Origin of the sequence: Streptomyces olivochromogenes (assembly GCF_001514115.1) — a bacterium.
GTDB classification, from domain to species: domain Bacteria; phylum Actinomycetota; class Actinomycetes; order Streptomycetales; family Streptomycetaceae; genus Streptomyces; species Streptomyces olivochromogenes.
The window spans coordinates 45,810-60,539 of sequence record NZ_KQ948479.1 but is presented as its reverse complement, the minus strand read 5'-3'; the positions used below and the strand labels follow the sequence as shown (position 1 = coordinate 60,539).

Here is a 14,730-nt window from a genome sequence, read left to right as displayed (position 1 = left end):
CACACCGGCCCCGCCAGTCATCCCCAGACCGGCGGGGCCGCCTCATGCGCGCTCACGGTCCCGCCCGGGGGAAGGCGTCTCAGACAAACCCCCCAACCTGCGACAGCATCAACACCAAGCCGAAGTGCTCCGGCTCGCCCAACTTCCCCCGGGCAGCGGGGCCGGCCCGCAGACGAGGGAGCCGACCGTGCACGACCAGCCCACCGCGCTCGACGACTATTTGTGGCCGACCTGCAGCACCCCCCGCTGCAACCGGCAACTCTGGATCACCGAAACCGGACGCCAGGCCTGCCGGCCCTGCGAAGACGCCACCAGCCGCCGCATCACCGAACTCCCCACCCTGTTCCGGCAGCTCAACACCGCAGCCGCCCTCATGCGCGGCGCCCGCCGGATAGGCGGCGGCAGCTCCGGCTCGAAGACCCCGCCCATCCCGCCCCGGCTCGAAGTTCTCGCCCTCGTCGGCCCCGGCGGCGTCGCAGCCCGGCTCCGTGACATCGAGGACGCGTGGCGCAACGCGCTCGGCTGGACAGTCGCCCCCTGGCGCGGCAGCCCCGCCCAGGCCGTACCCGCCCACGCCACGTTCCTCGCCAACAACCTGCTCTGGGCCTGCTCCAGCTACGAATCCGTCGGCCAGGACATCGACGACCTCCGCAAACTCCACGGCGAATGCACCGCCATCGTCAACAACGAACGCCGGCCCGGCCGCGTCGCCATCGGCCTATGCCCCACCCGCACCGACAACACCCTCTGCGGACAGCCACTGACCGCCACAGCCACCTCCCACCGCGTCCGATGCGCCACCTGCGGAACCCGCTGGGAAACCCTGGGAGAGTGGCGCCAACTCCGCGCCGCACAAGAACAAGTGCTTGCCGAGACGGCAGGAGTCGCAGCGTGACCGGGTTGCGCTCCCTGCCCCTCGTACAGCCCACAATCCGCATGTGGCAGATCCTCCGCCGCTGCTACCGCGGCGAAGACCCCGTCGCCGTCCTCGGACGCGGCCTCGACATGCTCGCCCAAGCCGACGGCCACCTCCACCCCGGCGGCAGCATCAAAACCGGGATCGGCGGACGGCCCACAGTCAGGAGACAGCCGTGAACGAGATCGCCGACTTCCTGCGGGCACGGCTCGCCGAGGATGCTGCCCGTCAGCAGGACGTATGGGAAGAGTCGCATCACAGAGACTGCGAGTCCTTGCCTGACGTCCTGCACCCAAACAACGAGACAGGCGCCTGCAACTGTGGTCTACCTGCCCGCGTCCTTGCCGACGTCGAAGCCAAGCTCGCCCTCATCGACCACATGGTCGGGATGCTCACGGCCGCGGAGGGCGACACGGAAGTCGACCACTACGGGGCACTGGACGCGGCCGAGAAGACACTGTGCCTCCTGGCCCAGCCGTTTGCCGGGCACCCCGACCACAAAGGCGAGGAGTGGACGCCGTGAACGAGCAGCCTGAAGACGAGCCCGAGCCTGTAACGATCGAGATCACCATCGACGCAAGCCGCGCAGTCGACGCCCTACAGAAGGCACAAGCGTCCTTCATGTTCGCCTTCCACCCCGACCTGCGCGAGGGCACCGTACGTCCCGACGGAATCCGTCTCGTCCACGGCCGCCCGATGCAGTGCAAGGACATCCCCGACGAGGCGTTCCTCGACGCCGTCCGGCGCACCCCCGGCACCTCGTCCATGAACTGGCGCATGCGGTGGAACGTCCACGCCGTCCTCGAAGCCCAGCTCGGCCCGATCCCCGAGAACCTGCTCCTCGCCAAAGCCCGCAAGCTCATCGCCTCCGGGAAGATGGGCGGCTGCCCGTGCGGGTGTCGAGGCGACTGGCATCTGCCGGACGAATGCGACGCCATGAACTGCTGCCACCCCGAATGACCTGCAAGAATCCCGGCGAATAGATCCAAAAGCCGGTAGAATTGGGACAGTTGAGACCCCGGCGACCGTGCGACCGATCCCGGGGCGTGGCCGACCTTCAGAGGAGATCGACATGCCACAGCTTAGGCGACCTCGCCTGTCCCGAGACTGGCAGGAGAGGATCCGTGTCGGAGATGGTGTTCGGCGCAGTATCCAGACCCTCATGGACTTGATCGACACAGACGACCCGGCATTCACCTTCATCGCAGTCCAGCTCCAGCAAAAGCGCACAGAGCGGGGAACGCTGACGATGCAAGAGGTTGGCGCAGCCGTAGAGGCGGGTCGGGAGAAGTTTGCGGAGCAACAGCGGCTGGCAGCCGCACGCCAGCCGGGGCGCATCCCCGCATCGATCGTGTACTACGCCCTCCGCGGGCGCCTCGTGAAAATCGGGACGACAACCAGCCCGTACAAGAGGTTCGAAGCACTGCTCCCCGACGAGGTGCTTGCCTGGGAACCCGGCGGCCGCGAAGGGGAGTCGCTGCGTCACCAGCAATTCCGCAACATCCGGGTGACCAGCAGGGGAGAGTACTTCCGTCGCGATGAAGCGCTAGATGCGCACATTGCAGCTGTGGCGGATCAGTTCGGTCCCCCGGACCCGGAATGGCCCACGCTGGCGGGGCTGGAACGCAGACCCGCCACTGCTGCCGTAACACCCGGGCCTCCCCTCCAGCCGGACCTGTCCACCCTCAGGGAAGCAACCAGTCTCCTGGGCATCCGCCACAACACGGCGGCCGTATGGCAACACCGAGGCAAGCTGAAACCCTTCGTGGTAGACGACGACGGCGTGAGCCTCTACTTGCTATCCGATCTCAGGTCGCTCGCTGAAGGGCGCCGTAAAGTGGCGTGAGGGGCGCAAAAAGCCGTATGGGCTTGACAATCAGTGATCGCGAAGTCAGGCTCTGCTTAGATCGCACGACTTTCGCGCTAAGGCCACCCTCCACACGGGTGGCCTTCGTCGTATCTGGAGGTGACCATGCCCTCCGTAGCGCTCGCCACAGCCGCCGACGTCGCCTTCTGGACAGGACGACCCGTCGGCACCATTTGGCGCTGGGCATCCGAAGGCCGCATCAAGGTTTACGGCAAGGGCAAGAACGCCCGCTACGACCTCATGGAGATCGACCCAGCCGAGCGTGACAAGGAAACCCGAGAGGTCATCACCCCGACGCCGCCGCCCGAAATCAAGGGACGGACCCGGATCGTCGACGCCGCCTAGATCTCCCTGCGGTGGGCGCCGCAGGGACGGGCCTCGAAGCGCCACGCGCTCGGCCCACGTCCGCCCGGCCCTTGGGAAGGGGACCGGGCGGACACAAACCCTGAGCGTCCCGCCGCCCGATCGGACCCCCGCCGAGGGCGGCGGGACTCGCCAACACCCCATACGAGGAGAACCGTGCGCCGCCCCCTCATCACCGCCCTGTTCGTCGCCGGATTCCTCGTCGGACCCGTCGCCTGCACCCACGACAACCCCAGCCCGGCACCCAGCACCACAACGGCAACACCGAGCAAGTCGCCGAGCACGGCGCCATCCACGACACTCCAGCCGACCCCGCCCGTGTCGCCCTCGCCCACACCCACGCCGACCACTACACCGAGAGCGTCGGACCCCACACCCAGCAACACCACGCCATAGACCTGGGGGTGCCATGCGCCGCATCCTCACCACCGCCGCACTCGCCGCCGGCCTCCTGCTCGCCAGCCTCACCGCACCCACCGCGGCCGGCAGCACCCCAACCTGGCACCTCCGCTACGCCGACGGATTCAACACCCCCGTCGCCAAGGGCCACTTCACGGACTGCAACCACGCCGCGGACACCCCGAAGGCGTACTGCGGCGGCCTCACCGGCAGCGTCCGCGCCGCCTGGTGGACGTACCCCGCGGGCTGGCCCGACACCGCCACCCAGCGCAACTACCCGGTCGGCGGCTACTACGACCCCGCCACCACCCTGTGGATCTCCGGCGGCCAGCTCCACATCCGCATGTGGCGCGGCGCCAGCGGCCCCGTCCACTCCGCGACCGTCGTACCCAAGGCCCTGATGGGCCAGCGGTACGGGCGGTACGAAGAACGGTGGCGAGTCTCCAAGGCCGCGACCGGCTACAAGAGCGCGCACCTGCTCTGGCCCGTGACGGACAGCGCCTGCCCGAACTGTGAGATCGACTTCCCCGAGGGGAATTGGACGGGCAGCGTCAACGGCTACGCCCACCACCTCAACAGCATCGGCGGCGACCAGGACGCCTACGACGCCCGCGCGAAGTGGACCGACTGGCACACCACCGTGATCACCTGGCAGCCCGGCAGCGTCACCCTGACCATCGACGGGCGCACGGCCGGCCACAGCACCACCGCGGTCCCCAACACGCCGATGAGCTGGGACATCCAGAACGAGACCGCCCTCGAAGGCGCCGCGCCGAAGCCGAACACCAGCGCCCAGATGGACATCGAGTACGTGCGCGGCTGGACCTGGAGCTGACCATGGGCACCAACTACTACGTCAACACCCCGTCCTGCCCCAACGCCTGCGAGCACTGCGCGGAATCCGAGCGCATCCACCTCGGCAAGTCGTCCGCAGGCTGGCGATTCCTGTTCCGCGCCGACCCCGAATGGCCGCGCGACGAAGTCTTCGCCCACTGGGTGCGACGCGCACTGTCCGGGCCCATCGTCGATGAGTACGGCCGAGAATGCAGCCTCGCCGAGCTGCTCGACCTGGCCCACGCCAAGGCCGACGGCATCGACCACCTCAACCGGCCCCCCGAACGGCAGTACGGCAGGACCAGCGCCAACGACTTCAAGTCCTGCGGCCACGACTTCAACGACCGCGAATTCAGCTAGCCTCGCTGATCGGCCTTCATCCGCCTCCGCTCCCGAAGGACACTCGATGCCTGAGCCCAGCGTCGGCGACATCGTCCACTACGTCAGCTACGGCACCCCTGGCGGCGAGTACGGCAAGGAGTGCCGCGCAGCGGTCATCACCGCGGTTGTGGCGGGCACCGACCGGGGCAAAGACGAGCATGGCGTCACTACAGCGCCAGCCGTGGTGAGCCTGGCTGTGCTCAACCCCACAGGGATGTTCTTCAACGAGCAGGTCGCCTACGAGGGGTCCGCCGAAGATGGCGGCACCTGGCACTGGCGCGCCGACGACTGAACAGACCGCCCAGCCTCAGCCCGACTTGAGCTCGATGAGGACCTCGCCCTGGCGGGCCTTCTGCGCCGACACCGGCTTCCTTCCCGAGTGCTCGACCTCTACCTGGTAGAACTTTTCACCCTCGGGCACGCCGCTGGCCGTGAAAGGGAACGTGCAATCCGTGGCGCTCGGCACGCCCTGCTGAAGCGCGCCCGTCGCAACGACCTTTCCGCTGGCGCTGTACACCGTCACAGTGGCGCCTTCCTGGATGTCCATGTACGGGCCGCTATGGCGTGGCATGCACTGGCCGCCCTGAGACAGCTGCTGCAGCGCCTCGTGCAGGCTGAGCACCAGCTTCATGTCGCCCTTCATGGTGAAGGTCTTCACCGGTTTCGCGCCCGGCGATGTCCCTGCGCCGCCGCCGCTGGATAGGCCCCACGCCAGGCCCACCGCAACCACCCCGACGGCGAGACCGGCAAGCCCGGTCACCAGTGGACGCGGCCAACGCCTCCCTGCAGCAGGCGGATTCTCGGGCATCGGCGGCACGGCAGACGCATCAGTCAGCTCAGACATGCCGCGAATGATGACAGCCCGCACACACGGCGTACACGGCAAGAACCAGATCGTGACCCGCCCCATCGAAGGAGACGCCGTGGCCGACGAGCACACGTTCGCCCTGACCATCGAAGCCTCCGGCGAAGTCACCCCCGCCCCCCACCCGACACCAGCAGACACCGACGAGGCCGCGCCTCTCAACGACGAAGAGGAGCCCACCGATGGCTGAAGGACTGTCCACCACGCTGGTCTCCAACTGGCTCAACACGCTCAGGGCGGCGGGCGCCGCCTTCGGGCCCGTCGCCGCCCAGTACGCGCAGCTCCACACCGCCAACCCCGGCGCCGCCGGAACCACCGCGATCAGCGCCGGATCGAACACGCGCGTGATCTTCACGCATGCCGCATCGTCCGCCGGCTCCGCACTCGCCCTCACCGGCACGAACCCGGCCTGGACCAACGGCGGCACCTCGGAGACCATCACCGACATCTCCGTATGGACCGCGAGCAGCGGCGGCACGTTCCTGTTCTCGGTGGCACTGACGGCCAGCAAGGCGTGGGCGTCGGGCGACACATTCACATTGCAATCTTTGGGTGTAAGCCTCGGGGCGCAAGCCTCCTGACCCTTGAGGCGGCGTAGCGGCTGATCGGAGACGTCGCCATGACGACCATCACCGACGACTTCAACCGCGCTGACAGCACGAACCTCGGCGCCAACTGGGTCGAGGTAAGCGGCGACTGGTCGATCATCTCCAACCAGCTCAGCTCCGGCTCAGCGGGCGGCACGATCATCCTCCGTGCTGCCGGAACGATGGCCACCAACGACCACTCAGCCCAGGTCACCATCGCCGCCACCGCAGCCGTCAGCCACGGCGTGTGGTGCCGCGGCAACAGCAACATCAGCCAGGGCTACCTGTGGCGCAACGACGGCACGAGCTGGAACCTTTTCTCCGTCGTAGGCGGCTCGTTCACGTCGATCGGCTCCTTTGCCGGGGCAGCCGTCGCAGGCGACATCGCGAAAGTGCAGGCCGTCGGCTCGACGATCAAAGGATTCGTCAACGGCGTCCAGCGCGTCTCCGTCACCGACACCGCCGTCACCACCGGCACCAGCGTCGGCCTCCGAGCCGAATCCACCAACCTGCTCCGCTTCGACGACTTCACCGCGGCAGACGTCACCACCGGCACCACAGGCGACGCGGCCTTCCCGGGTACAGCCACACTGTCCGCCACCGGCCTACGGGCAACAGCAGGATCCTCCGCCCTCGCCGCAACAGCAACCCTGTCCACATCCGGCCTCCGCGCCACTACGGGCGATACGGCGCTGACAACCACAGCCGGCCTGACAGCAGACGGCATCCGCGCCACAGCCGGAACGGCGACCTTCGCCACAACGGCGACCCTGACCGCCAGCGGAACGCTAGCCACCAGCAGCAACGCAGCCCTCACGGCGACCACGAACCTGACAGCCGCCGGACTAGTGGACCACCCAGGACTCACCGCACTCGCTGCAACCGCCGCACTGACCGCCCAAGGACAGGCCGCATACAACGCCGCCGCCGCCCTCACGGCCACGGCCACACTGACGGCCAGCGGAATCACCGGCACGGCGCCCACACTCGGAGACGCCACACTGAGCGCCACAGGCACCCTCACAGCGGCGGGCACCCGAGCAACGATCGCAGGCGCCGCCCTGAACGCCGCGGCAACTCTCACCGCAGCAGGAAGCACGGCGGCAGCCGGCCAAGCCGCGCTCGCCGCCACGGCGACGCTCACAGCCAGCGGGACAACACTCGGCACCCACGACGACATCAACGTCACTGTCGGCGCCCCCTACAGCCCGTGGGCAGCAGGCCAGCCATACGTGCCCACCTGGACCGTGCAGGCACCCCAAGCCGACGACTTGGAGGTAGGCGCACCGTGCTGATCCCCGCCACCTCGACCGAGTACGTCCACGTCCCCGTCACCGCACCAGCCGGAGTCGACATCACCGGCACCCCACCCAAGCTCGCCTTCCTCCCCGTCTCCAACCGGGACAACCCGGTGACCAGCGACTGGCAGACCGGGACGTGGGCCAACGGCACCGAGGCCCGACTCCTCATCGGACCCGACGGCGGGGCGCTCACGCTGGCCGCAGGCGACTACCGCGTCTACGTGTCCTTCGACCCGCCCGGATCCGAGAACATCGTCCGGCTGTCCGGCTACCTCGGCATCACCTGAAGCGGAGGCGCCGCATGGAATCCCCTTGGCGCACGGGTGAGACCGTCCTCTTCGGCAAGTCCTACTGCTGGGTGCAGAGCACGGACGGCAAGCTCTCGCTGCATCCGGTCTTGAAGCTCAGCAAGGCGCGAACACTCGACATCCCCTTCACGTGGGAACTCGCCAAGGCCGCTGTCCGCCGTCTGGCCCCCCGAAGCTGAACGGGAGGCCGCCATGCCACGACGAACCGGCTGGCGCGTCTGCTCCGTACCCGGCTGCCCCGAGTTCAGCGATCGCGGTGGGAAGTGCGACGACCACCGCCGTGAGGCGGAACAACGGCGCGGCACAGCGAGACAGCGCGGATACGGACGAGAACACGAGACCCGCTTCCGGCCGGCAGTCCTGGCCCGCGATCCCATCTGCGTCTGCCCCGGCTGCCCCCAGTGCAGCGACCCAGACTCCGCATGCGCCAGACCCAGTGAACACGCAGACCACTGGCCACTGAGTAAGCGCGACCTCATCGAACGAGGGCTCGACCACAACGATCCCAAGCGCGGGCGCGGACTCTGCGGCCTCTGCCACGCCAGCAGCACCGCACGAGAGCAGCCCGGAACCTTCGGCCTGCACTGACCAACCCACCAGCACTCGCCACTGATCCCGGCGAGCAGAAGCCCCCGACCCATCCGGGTGTCGGGGGCTTCGCCATACCCGGAGACCGACATGCCAACGCTCACCCCCTCACGCACCAAGACCTGTACCGAACCTGGATGCCCGAACAAGTACCGCGCTCTCGGCCTGTGCTCCACCCACTACAACCGCAAGCACCAGCCCAACAGGCACGCCGCTATCCCCACCTCGTGCACCGCCTGCGGTACCCCGATACGACGCCCACACAAGGCAGACCGCAGGCCCACCTGCTCCATAGCCTGCCGCCGCATCGTGCAGTTCGGACCAGCAGCCGCACACACAGGCAGCTACGACTGGAGCACCGACGCGGTGAAGCGAGCACAGCTTGCCGGCGCGACGGTCATCCATCGGTTCGACCGGCTCCAGGTCTTCGAGCGTGACGGCTGGGTCTGCTACCGGTGCGAGCGGCCGACCGACCCGGACGCCTCACCGTTCGACGTGATGAGCCCGACCGTCGACCACGTGGCGCCGCTATCGAAGGGCGGCGACCACACCCTGGCCAACGTCCGCACCTGCTGCCTGGGTTGCAACAGCGCCAAGCAGGATCACGCTGCGTAACCTCGGCGGGCAAGACCCAGGGGCCAAAGGGTCATTGGATCATGGAATCTGGACCTACGGGGAGGGCTATCGGGTCCCATACGGGTCACAGGATTTTGGGCCCCGGAAATCGATCTTCATCGCGTAACCCTGTGTAGCTACCGGCGCGCCGCAATGGCCGTCGGTCTGATGCCGCAACGGCACCAACAGAGGTGATCACAATGCCTGGAAACGGACCCCTGCCGAAGGATGCGTCTCAGCGGCGCCGGCGCAACGCCGACGCGGTCACGACGACAGTCCTCCCGGCGAACGGACCGGATGGACCCACGCCGGAACTGCCCGGCGGACACGACTACGACAGCCGCACGCTGGCCTGGTACGAGACGTGGCGCAGCAGCCCGCAAGCTGCGACGTTCCTGCCGACGGACTGGCAGCGGCTGCACATGCTCGCCGAACTCGTGCAGGAGTACTGGGGCGAGCCGAGGAAAGATCTGCTGGCGGAGATCCGGCTGAACGAGGCGTCCCTCGGCGGCACGGCAGCGGACCGGGTGCGGCTGCGCTGGACCGTAGCCGAGCCGGACATCGAGCCTGTGGCCCGGCGCTCGGCAAGCCCCCGCGGTGGAACCTCACGCAGGGACCGCGTCCTGAAGGTCGTCGATGGCCAGGCGGATAGCTGACCCGGACCGCTTCGTCTCCCTCGGCTTCGAGGCCATCGACTGGATCGAGCACTACCTGTGCCACGGTCCCGGCGACGTGCAGGGCGAGCCTCTGCTCATCGACGACGAGATGGCCGCGTTCATCGTCAAGGCCTACCAGCTCGACCCGGTGACGGGCCGCCGGAAGGTCAACCGCGCGTTCCTGTCCCGGCCGAAGGGCAGGGCGAAGAGCGAGCTCGCCGGCGCGCTGGTGTGCTTCGAGGCGCTGGGGCCGTGCAGGTTCGACGGCTGGGACGCTGCCGGTGATCCGGTGGGCCGCGCGCAGGTGTACCCCTTCATTCGCTGCCTGGCGACGGAGGAGAACCAGTCCGGCAACACCTACGACAACGTCACGGCGATGCTCGAGCACCTCGTCGAATACGCCGGCGACGAGTTCCCGGGAATCGACCTGGGGCGTTCGGCGCAGACGTCGAGCCGCATCTTCATCGAGGGCGGCGGCGAGATCGTCCCGTCGACGTCGTCCGGCGCCGCGAAGGATGGCGGCAAGGAGACGTTCAGCGTCTTCGACGAGACGCACCTGTACGTCCTGCCCGAGCTGAAGGCCATGCACAAGACGGTGCGCCGCAACCTGGTGAAGCGCCGTGCTGCCGAGCCGTGGTCACTGGAGACGTCGACGATGTATGCGGTCGGCGAGAGTTCGGTGGCGGAGGCGACGCACGAGTACCACAAGGCGGTCGCCTCGGGCCGGGTACGTGACGGCGGTCTGCTCTTTGACCACCGCGAAGCCCCGCATGTCGAGGACCTGCACGACGACGACCAGCTGCTGCCCGCTCTGGAGTTCGTGTACGGCGACGCAGCGAAGTGGATGGATCTCGAGCGGATTGCCAGCGATATGCGGGAGCCGGACACCGATCCGGCGGACGCCCGCAGGTACTTCCTGAACCAGCCCGGAACCGCCTCAGCGAAGGCGTTCGACCCGGGGCGCTGGCGGGAGTTGGCGGACTCGCACTTCATCGTCCCGGCGAAGGAAGCGATCGCGATCGGCTTCGACGGGTCGAAGTGGAGCGACTCGACAGGCTTCATCGCGACCCACATCGAGACGGGCCACCAGTGGGTGCTCGGGGTGTGGGAGTCGCCTGCGAACAAGCAGGAGGCCGAATCGTGGGAAGTCCCCGAGGCCGAGGTGAACGCCGTACTGGACGAGGCCATGCAAACGTGGCGGGTCGTGCGCGTCTACGCGGACCCGGCCTACTGGGAGGAGACGATCGCGGGCTGGGCCGGCAAGTACGGCCCGAAGGTCGTCACCGAGTGGTGGACGCACCGGCGCCGCCAGATGGCGTTCGCCCTGCGCGCGTACAAGACGGCAATGACGGGCGGCGAGCTGTCGCACGACGGCAGCGACGCCTTCGCCCGGCACATCGCCCATGCGGTGAAGCGGAACGCCGGAGTGAAGGACGACGAGGGCAAGCCGATGTGGGTGATCCAGAAGGACCGCCACGACTCCCCTCGGAAGATCGACCTTTCCATGGCGGGCTGCCTGTCCTGGGAAGCCCGACGGGACGCAATCAAGGCGGGCGGCAACGAGCCGCCGCGCTCCCGGAAGACGACTGTGATGCGATGACGATGACGGGGGTGACCTGTGGCCCTCGACCTCGAGCCGGATGCCTGGCTGAAGCGGCTGATTGCGGCGCACGACAACGATCTGCCGAATCTGCGGTTGATGGACAGCTACTACGAGGGCACGCAGCCTCTGTCGTATCTAGCGCCGGAGATCCAGTCGGAGCTGTCGGACCGGATGCGGCAGCTGGTCATCAACTGGCCGCAACTGGTGGTGGACGCGCTGGATGAGCGGCTGGACGTCGAGGGCTTCCGGTACGCGGACAGTGAGACCACGGCGGAGGATCTGTGGTCGGTGTGGCAGGCCTCCGACATGGACGAGGGCAGCCAGCAGGCCCACGTCGATGCGCTGGCCCTGAAACGGTCTTACGCGATCATCGGCGCGAACGAGGACGACGAGGCCACGCCGATCATCACCGCAGAGTCCGCCCTCGAGGTGTTCGCGGAGCGGGATCCTCGTACCCGGCAGGTGATGGCGGCGATCAAGCGGTGGGATGAACCCTCCGCGGGGGCTGCCCCGGTGAAGTGGGCGACGCTGTATCTGCCGAACAAGCGGATCACGTTCGAGCAGCAGAAGGGCGCTTGGACCGCGGTTGAGCAGGACGAGCACAAGCTCGGCCAGGTGCTTGTCGTCCCGCTGGCGAACCGGCCGCGGCTGCGCCACCTGGACGGCACGTCTGAACTGCGCTCCGTCATTCCGATCTCGGATGCGGCCTGCAAGATCGCCTCGGACATGATGGTCAGCGCGGAGTATCACGCGATGCCGCGCCGGTGGGCGACGGGCATGTCCCGGGACGACTTCGCCGACGAGAACGGGCAGCCGCTCGGTGCGATGTCGTCGCTGGCGGGCCGCCTGTGGGTGAACGAGGGCGACAACGTCAAGTTCGGCCAGTTCCCCGAGGCGCAGCTGTCGAACTTCCACGAGACGATCAACGTTCTTGCGCGTCTGGTGGCTGCCCTGACGGGCCTGCCGCCCGCATTCCTCGGCCTGGCCACCGATCAGCCGCCGTCCGCGGACGCGATCCGCGCGTCGGAGGCTCGTCTGGTGAAGCGCGCGGAGCGGCGTCAGCGGGCGTTCGGCGAGGCGTGGGAACGCGTCATGCGGCTCGTCCTGCTGGTCCGGGACGGCAAACTCGACCCGCGGACCGGCAAGCTCGAGACCGTGTGGCGGGACCCGGCGACTCCGACCTACGCACAGAAAGCCGACGCCGTCGTGAAACTCCACGCCAGCGGCATCCTGCCGACCGAGCAGGCATGGGAAGACCTCGGCTACAGCGCAGTGCAGCGGGACCGAATGCGGGGCATGCAGGACGAGGCCCTGACCCGGATGACGGCGATGGATCTGCACCAGCTGTCCACCGCCCAGCCGGAGCCGCAGCCGCTCGAGGCCCCTGCGGGAGGCTGACGTGGCCGTTGCAACGCAGGCCCACGCGGCCATCGTCGACGCCTACGGCCGGTCTCAGCAGCGGGCCGTCATTCAGACGACGGTCACGATGGAACGGCTGTGGAAGCGGCTTGCCGCTGCAGACCTGTCCGGGTCCTGGTTGCAGGGCTTGGGTGCGGCGATGGTCCGGGCCGTGTCCGCCGGCCAGCTGGTGGCGGCGTCCACGGGCCAGCCGTACATCGAGGCGATGGTCCGCATGGACGGCCTCAGCAACGACTACCTGGAGCAGGCGGCGCGTGTGGATGCCCGCTCGTTTTCGGGTGTCGCCGCGGACGGCCGGACGCTGGACTCGCTACTGTACCTGCCGGTGATCCGCACGAAGACGCTGATCGGCGGCGGCCTGACGCTGCAGGAGGCGATGCTCGCCGGGCAGGCCCAGTTGCTGCGGATTGCCGCGTCGGAGGTCGCGGATGCGGGCCGCGGCGCGGCTGGTGTGGCGATGGTCGCGAACCGTTCGGTGACGGGCTACGTCCGGCAAGTCCGGGCGGGAGCTTGCGCGAGGTGCGCGATCCTGGCGGGTCGCTGGTACCGGTGGAACGCGGACTTTCAACGTCACAAAAGGTGCGCTTGTTATGGGGTTCCCGCCACCGATGCGCGCCCTGGGCGGCACGTGAACCCGATGTCGTTCTTCAACGGCCTGTCGCGCGCTGAGCAGGATCGCCGGTTCACGATCGGCGGCGCTGAGGCGATCCGGAACGGCGCCGACATCTACAAGGTCGTCAACGCGGGTCGGTCGACGGTGACGTTGGACGCTTACGGCAAGAAGGTCGTGGCCACGCTCGAGGGCACGACGCGCCGCGGGGAGTTCTTCCAGCAGATGCGCCGCGAGGCGGAGCAGCGCACGGGCCAACGGTTCGCTCGCGGCCGCGCCGACGTGGAACAGGGACTGCCGCGCTTCCACCTGAAGACGCCGCGGCTCACGCCCAGCGAGATCCTCCGACTCTCCGAAGATCGCGACGAGCTGATCGGGATGCTCAAGCGCTTCGGCTATCTGTCCTAGCCGCTTCCGGCAGGGATGACCATCGACCAACACCAGGGGGTCCCGCAATGGGGCCCCTTTCGCATGTCCACAACTGAAGGGGCGGACGCAATGTCCACCGAGATTGAGAAGGTCCCGGCAACCGGGATCGCCTGGTTCAACCTGTCCCGACACGACGACCCCGAGCCGTCCGACCCCGAGCCTGCTCCGGACCCGGCGGACGACCCCGCAGACCCCGAGCCCGCCCCGGATCCTGCAGACGATCCGGCGGACCCCGAGCCTGAGCCGGAGCCCGAGGGCGCCGACAAGCTCGGCAACGCGGGTAAGAAAGCGCTCGACCGTATGAAGGCCGAGAAGGCGGAAGCCCGGAAGGCCGCGGCCGCGGAGAAGAAGCGCGCCGACGACCTCGCCCGCCAGGTTGAGGAGTTCAAGGACCGCGACCGGACCGAGTCGGAGAAGCTCGCGGCGAAGGCCGAACGGTCCGAGAAGCAGGCTGCGAAGGCCACGGCGCGCGCTGTGGCTGCCGAGGTCCGTGCGGCGGCCGGAGAGTTCGCCGACCCGACTGACGCGGTGGACGTGCTGATGCGTGACCCCAGCCAGTACGTCGACGCCGACGGCGAGATCGACACGGACGCCATCGAGACGGCCCTGTCGGACCTGCTGGAGCGTAAGCCGCACTGGGCCAGGCCCGAGCCGGCTGCTCCGGCCCCCGAGAAGAAGCCGCAGCCCAAGCCGGACCCCGGCCAGGGCTCGCGCGGTGCTCCCGCGCCGGTGAACTACCTCGAGGCCTCGAAGGACCAGGTCGCCGCGGAGCTCGCCAAGTACGGCTACAGGCAACGCGTGTGATCGAAGTCCGTGCCCATCTGGGCGACGGGCGCACCGAGATAACGGTGGCCGGTCACGAGGAGCACGCCGCTGGGGGTCGCGTCTGCGCCGCCGTTTCGGCCATCGCCCAAACCGCACTGCTCGGCCTCCAGATGGTCGCTGAGCAATACCCGGACCTGGTGTCCGTAGAGATCACTGAGGAGTGA

The 14,730-nt window shown here is 68.3% G+C and carries 22 protein-coding genes; 21 read left to right on the top strand and 1 reads right to left on the bottom strand.

What is annotated here, in order from left to right; translation table 11 throughout:
• Positions 1-187: 187 nt before the first annotated feature.
• From AQJ27_RS45015 to AQJ27_RS44970, 9 genes are all read left to right on the top strand, one after another.
• Complete coding sequence (locus tag AQJ27_RS45015) at positions 188-895, top strand: hypothetical protein (RefSeq protein WP_067382972.1); 708 nt, start codon at positions 188-190, stop codon at positions 893-895.
• Positions 892-1,095 (top strand): hypothetical protein, encoded by a 204-nt coding sequence (locus tag AQJ27_RS45010; protein WP_067382969.1) that lies wholly within the window; start codon positions 892-894, stop codon positions 1,093-1,095. The genes AQJ27_RS45015 and AQJ27_RS45010 overlap by 4 nt, the downstream gene beginning before the upstream one ends.
• Entirely contained in the window at positions 1,092-1,439 is a 348-nt protein-coding gene (locus tag AQJ27_RS45005; RefSeq protein ID WP_067382966.1) for a DUF6221 family protein, read from the top strand. The genes AQJ27_RS45010 and AQJ27_RS45005 overlap by 4 nt, the downstream gene beginning before the upstream one ends.
• Positions 1,436-1,876 carry a hypothetical protein gene (locus AQJ27_RS45000; RefSeq protein ID WP_067382963.1) on the top strand — a complete coding sequence of 147 codons (441 nt, stop codon included), beginning with the start codon at positions 1,436-1,438 and terminating at the stop codon, positions 1,874-1,876. Before AQJ27_RS45005 ends, AQJ27_RS45000 begins: the two co-directional genes overlap by 4 nt.
• Positions 1,877-2,078: 202 nt before the next feature.
• Positions 2,079-2,762 carry a GIY-YIG nuclease family protein gene (locus AQJ27_RS44995; RefSeq protein ID WP_159064575.1) on the top strand — a complete coding sequence of 228 codons (684 nt, stop codon included), beginning with the start codon at positions 2,079-2,081 and terminating at the stop codon, positions 2,760-2,762.
• 126 nt (positions 2,763-2,888) lie between these two features.
• Positions 2,889-3,128, top strand: coding sequence for a MerR family transcriptional regulator (locus tag AQJ27_RS44990; RefSeq protein WP_067382957.1), 240 nt, complete (start codon positions 2,889-2,891; stop codon positions 3,126-3,128).
• Between the two features lie 427 nt (positions 3,129-3,555).
• Entirely contained in the window at positions 3,556-4,380 is an 825-nt protein-coding gene (locus tag AQJ27_RS44980) for a glycoside hydrolase family 16 protein (RefSeq protein WP_067382950.1), read from the top strand.
• Between the two features lie 2 nt (positions 4,381-4,382).
• The gene (locus tag AQJ27_RS44975) at positions 4,383-4,739 is read left to right on the top strand and encodes a hypothetical protein (protein ID WP_067382948.1); all 357 of its coding nucleotides are present in this window, start codon (positions 4,383-4,385) and stop codon (positions 4,737-4,739) included.
• Positions 4,740-4,785: 46 nt separating this feature from the next.
• Entirely contained in the window at positions 4,786-5,052 is a 267-nt protein-coding gene (locus AQJ27_RS44970; protein WP_067382944.1) for a hypothetical protein, read from the top strand.
• A 15-nt stretch (positions 5,053-5,067) separates the two neighbouring features.
• On the opposite strand, the gene AQJ27_RS44965 is transcribed toward AQJ27_RS44970, so the two are convergent.
• Positions 5,068-5,604, bottom strand: coding sequence for a hypothetical protein (locus AQJ27_RS44965; RefSeq protein WP_159064574.1), 537 nt, complete (start codon positions 5,602-5,604; stop codon positions 5,068-5,070).
• 79 nt (positions 5,605-5,683) lie between these two features.
• Between AQJ27_RS44965 and AQJ27_RS60340 the strand changes: the two genes are divergently transcribed.
• The 12 genes from AQJ27_RS60340 (at position 5,684) to AQJ27_RS44905 (ending at position 14,730) form a co-directional block, all read left to right on the top strand.
• On the top strand, positions 5,684-5,815 hold the full coding sequence (locus tag AQJ27_RS60340) for a hypothetical protein (RefSeq protein ID WP_268814635.1): 132 nt from the start codon (positions 5,684-5,686) through the stop codon (positions 5,813-5,815).
• Positions 5,808-6,206: a phage tail fiber protein gene (locus AQJ27_RS56915; protein WP_067382938.1), complete on the top strand. Its 399-nt coding sequence runs from the start codon at positions 5,808-5,810 to the stop codon at positions 6,204-6,206. The genes AQJ27_RS60340 and AQJ27_RS56915 overlap by 8 nt, the downstream gene beginning before the upstream one ends.
• Positions 6,207-6,244: 38 nt before the next feature.
• The gene (locus tag AQJ27_RS59540) at positions 6,245-7,507 is read left to right on the top strand and encodes a hypothetical protein (protein ID WP_079065761.1); all 1,263 of its coding nucleotides are present in this window, start codon (positions 6,245-6,247) and stop codon (positions 7,505-7,507) included.
• Positions 7,501-7,800 (top strand): hypothetical protein, encoded by a 300-nt coding sequence (locus AQJ27_RS44945; RefSeq protein WP_067382935.1) that lies wholly within the window; start codon positions 7,501-7,503, stop codon positions 7,798-7,800. Before AQJ27_RS59540 ends, AQJ27_RS44945 begins: the two co-directional genes overlap by 7 nt.
• A 14-nt stretch (positions 7,801-7,814) precedes the next feature.
• A complete protein-coding gene (locus tag AQJ27_RS44940; RefSeq protein WP_067382932.1) occupies positions 7,815-8,000 on the top strand; it encodes a hypothetical protein in 186 nt (61 codons plus the stop codon).
• 499 nt (positions 8,001-8,499) lie between these two features.
• The gene (locus tag AQJ27_RS53645; protein ID WP_079065759.1) at positions 8,500-9,024 is read left to right on the top strand and encodes an HNH endonuclease; all 525 of its coding nucleotides are present in this window, start codon (positions 8,500-8,502) and stop codon (positions 9,022-9,024) included.
• A 200-nt stretch (positions 9,025-9,224) separates the two neighbouring features.
• Positions 9,225-9,680, top strand: a complete 456-nt coding sequence (locus tag AQJ27_RS44930; protein WP_067382926.1) for a phage terminase small subunit — start codon at positions 9,225-9,227, stop codon at positions 9,678-9,680.
• Positions 9,661-11,280 carry a hypothetical protein gene (locus AQJ27_RS44925; protein WP_067382923.1) on the top strand — a complete coding sequence of 540 codons (1,620 nt, stop codon included), beginning with the start codon at positions 9,661-9,663 and terminating at the stop codon, positions 11,278-11,280. The genes AQJ27_RS44930 and AQJ27_RS44925 overlap by 20 nt, the downstream gene beginning before the upstream one ends.
• 18 nt (positions 11,281-11,298) lie before the next feature.
• Positions 11,299-12,681: a phage portal protein gene (locus AQJ27_RS44920; protein WP_067382920.1), complete on the top strand. Its 1,383-nt coding sequence runs from the start codon at positions 11,299-11,301 to the stop codon at positions 12,679-12,681.
• A 1-nt stretch (position 12,682) separates the two neighbouring features.
• Positions 12,683-13,720 (top strand): hypothetical protein, encoded by a 1,038-nt coding sequence (locus AQJ27_RS44915; protein WP_067382916.1) that lies wholly within the window; start codon positions 12,683-12,685, stop codon positions 13,718-13,720.
• A gap of 90 nt (positions 13,721-13,810) precedes the next feature.
• Positions 13,811-14,545 (top strand): hypothetical protein, encoded by a 735-nt coding sequence (locus AQJ27_RS44910; protein ID WP_067382913.1) that lies wholly within the window; start codon positions 13,811-13,813, stop codon positions 14,543-14,545.
• Positions 14,542-14,730 carry a ribosomal-processing cysteine protease Prp gene (locus AQJ27_RS44905; protein WP_067382909.1) on the top strand — a complete coding sequence of 63 codons (189 nt, stop codon included), beginning with the start codon at positions 14,542-14,544 and terminating at the stop codon, positions 14,728-14,730. Before AQJ27_RS44910 ends, AQJ27_RS44905 begins: the two co-directional genes overlap by 4 nt.

Excerpts from the sequence above, each read along its gene's own strand:
- AQJ27_RS44980 (WP_067382950.1), top strand. The coding sequence starts at position 3,556 with ATGCGCCGCATCCTCACCACCGCCGCACTCGCCGCCGGCCTCCTGCTC.
- AQJ27_RS44995 (WP_159064575.1), top strand. The coding sequence starts at position 2,079 with ATGGACTTGATCGACACAGACGACCCGGCATTCACCTTCATCGCAGTC.
- AQJ27_RS44925 (WP_067382923.1), top strand. The coding sequence starts at position 9,661 with ATGGCCAGGCGGATAGCTGACCCGGACCGCTTCGTCTCCCTCGGCTTC.
- AQJ27_RS59540 (WP_079065761.1), top strand. The coding sequence starts at position 6,245 with ATGACGACCATCACCGACGACTTCAACCGCGCTGACAGCACGAACCTC.
- AQJ27_RS53645 (WP_079065759.1), top strand. The coding sequence starts at position 8,500 with ATGCCAACGCTCACCCCCTCACGCACCAAGACCTGTACCGAACCTGGA.
- AQJ27_RS44910 (WP_067382913.1), top strand. The coding sequence starts at position 13,811 with ATGTCCACCGAGATTGAGAAGGTCCCGGCAACCGGGATCGCCTGGTTC.
- AQJ27_RS44975 (WP_067382948.1), top strand. The coding sequence starts at position 4,383 with ATGGGCACCAACTACTACGTCAACACCCCGTCCTGCCCCAACGCCTGC.
- AQJ27_RS44965 (WP_159064574.1), bottom strand. The coding sequence starts at position 5,604 with ATGTCTGAGCTGACTGATGCGTCTGCCGTGCCGCCGATGCCCGAGAAT.
- AQJ27_RS44940 (WP_067382932.1), top strand. The coding sequence starts at position 7,815 with ATGGAATCCCCTTGGCGCACGGGTGAGACCGTCCTCTTCGGCAAGTCC.
- AQJ27_RS44930 (WP_067382926.1), top strand. The coding sequence starts at position 9,225 with ATGCCTGGAAACGGACCCCTGCCGAAGGATGCGTCTCAGCGGCGCCGG.
- AQJ27_RS56915 (WP_067382938.1), top strand. The coding sequence starts at position 5,808 with ATGGCTGAAGGACTGTCCACCACGCTGGTCTCCAACTGGCTCAACACG.
- AQJ27_RS44970 (WP_067382944.1), top strand. The coding sequence starts at position 4,786 with ATGCCTGAGCCCAGCGTCGGCGACATCGTCCACTACGTCAGCTACGGC.
- AQJ27_RS44990 (WP_067382957.1), top strand. The coding sequence starts at position 2,889 with ATGCCCTCCGTAGCGCTCGCCACAGCCGCCGACGTCGCCTTCTGGACA.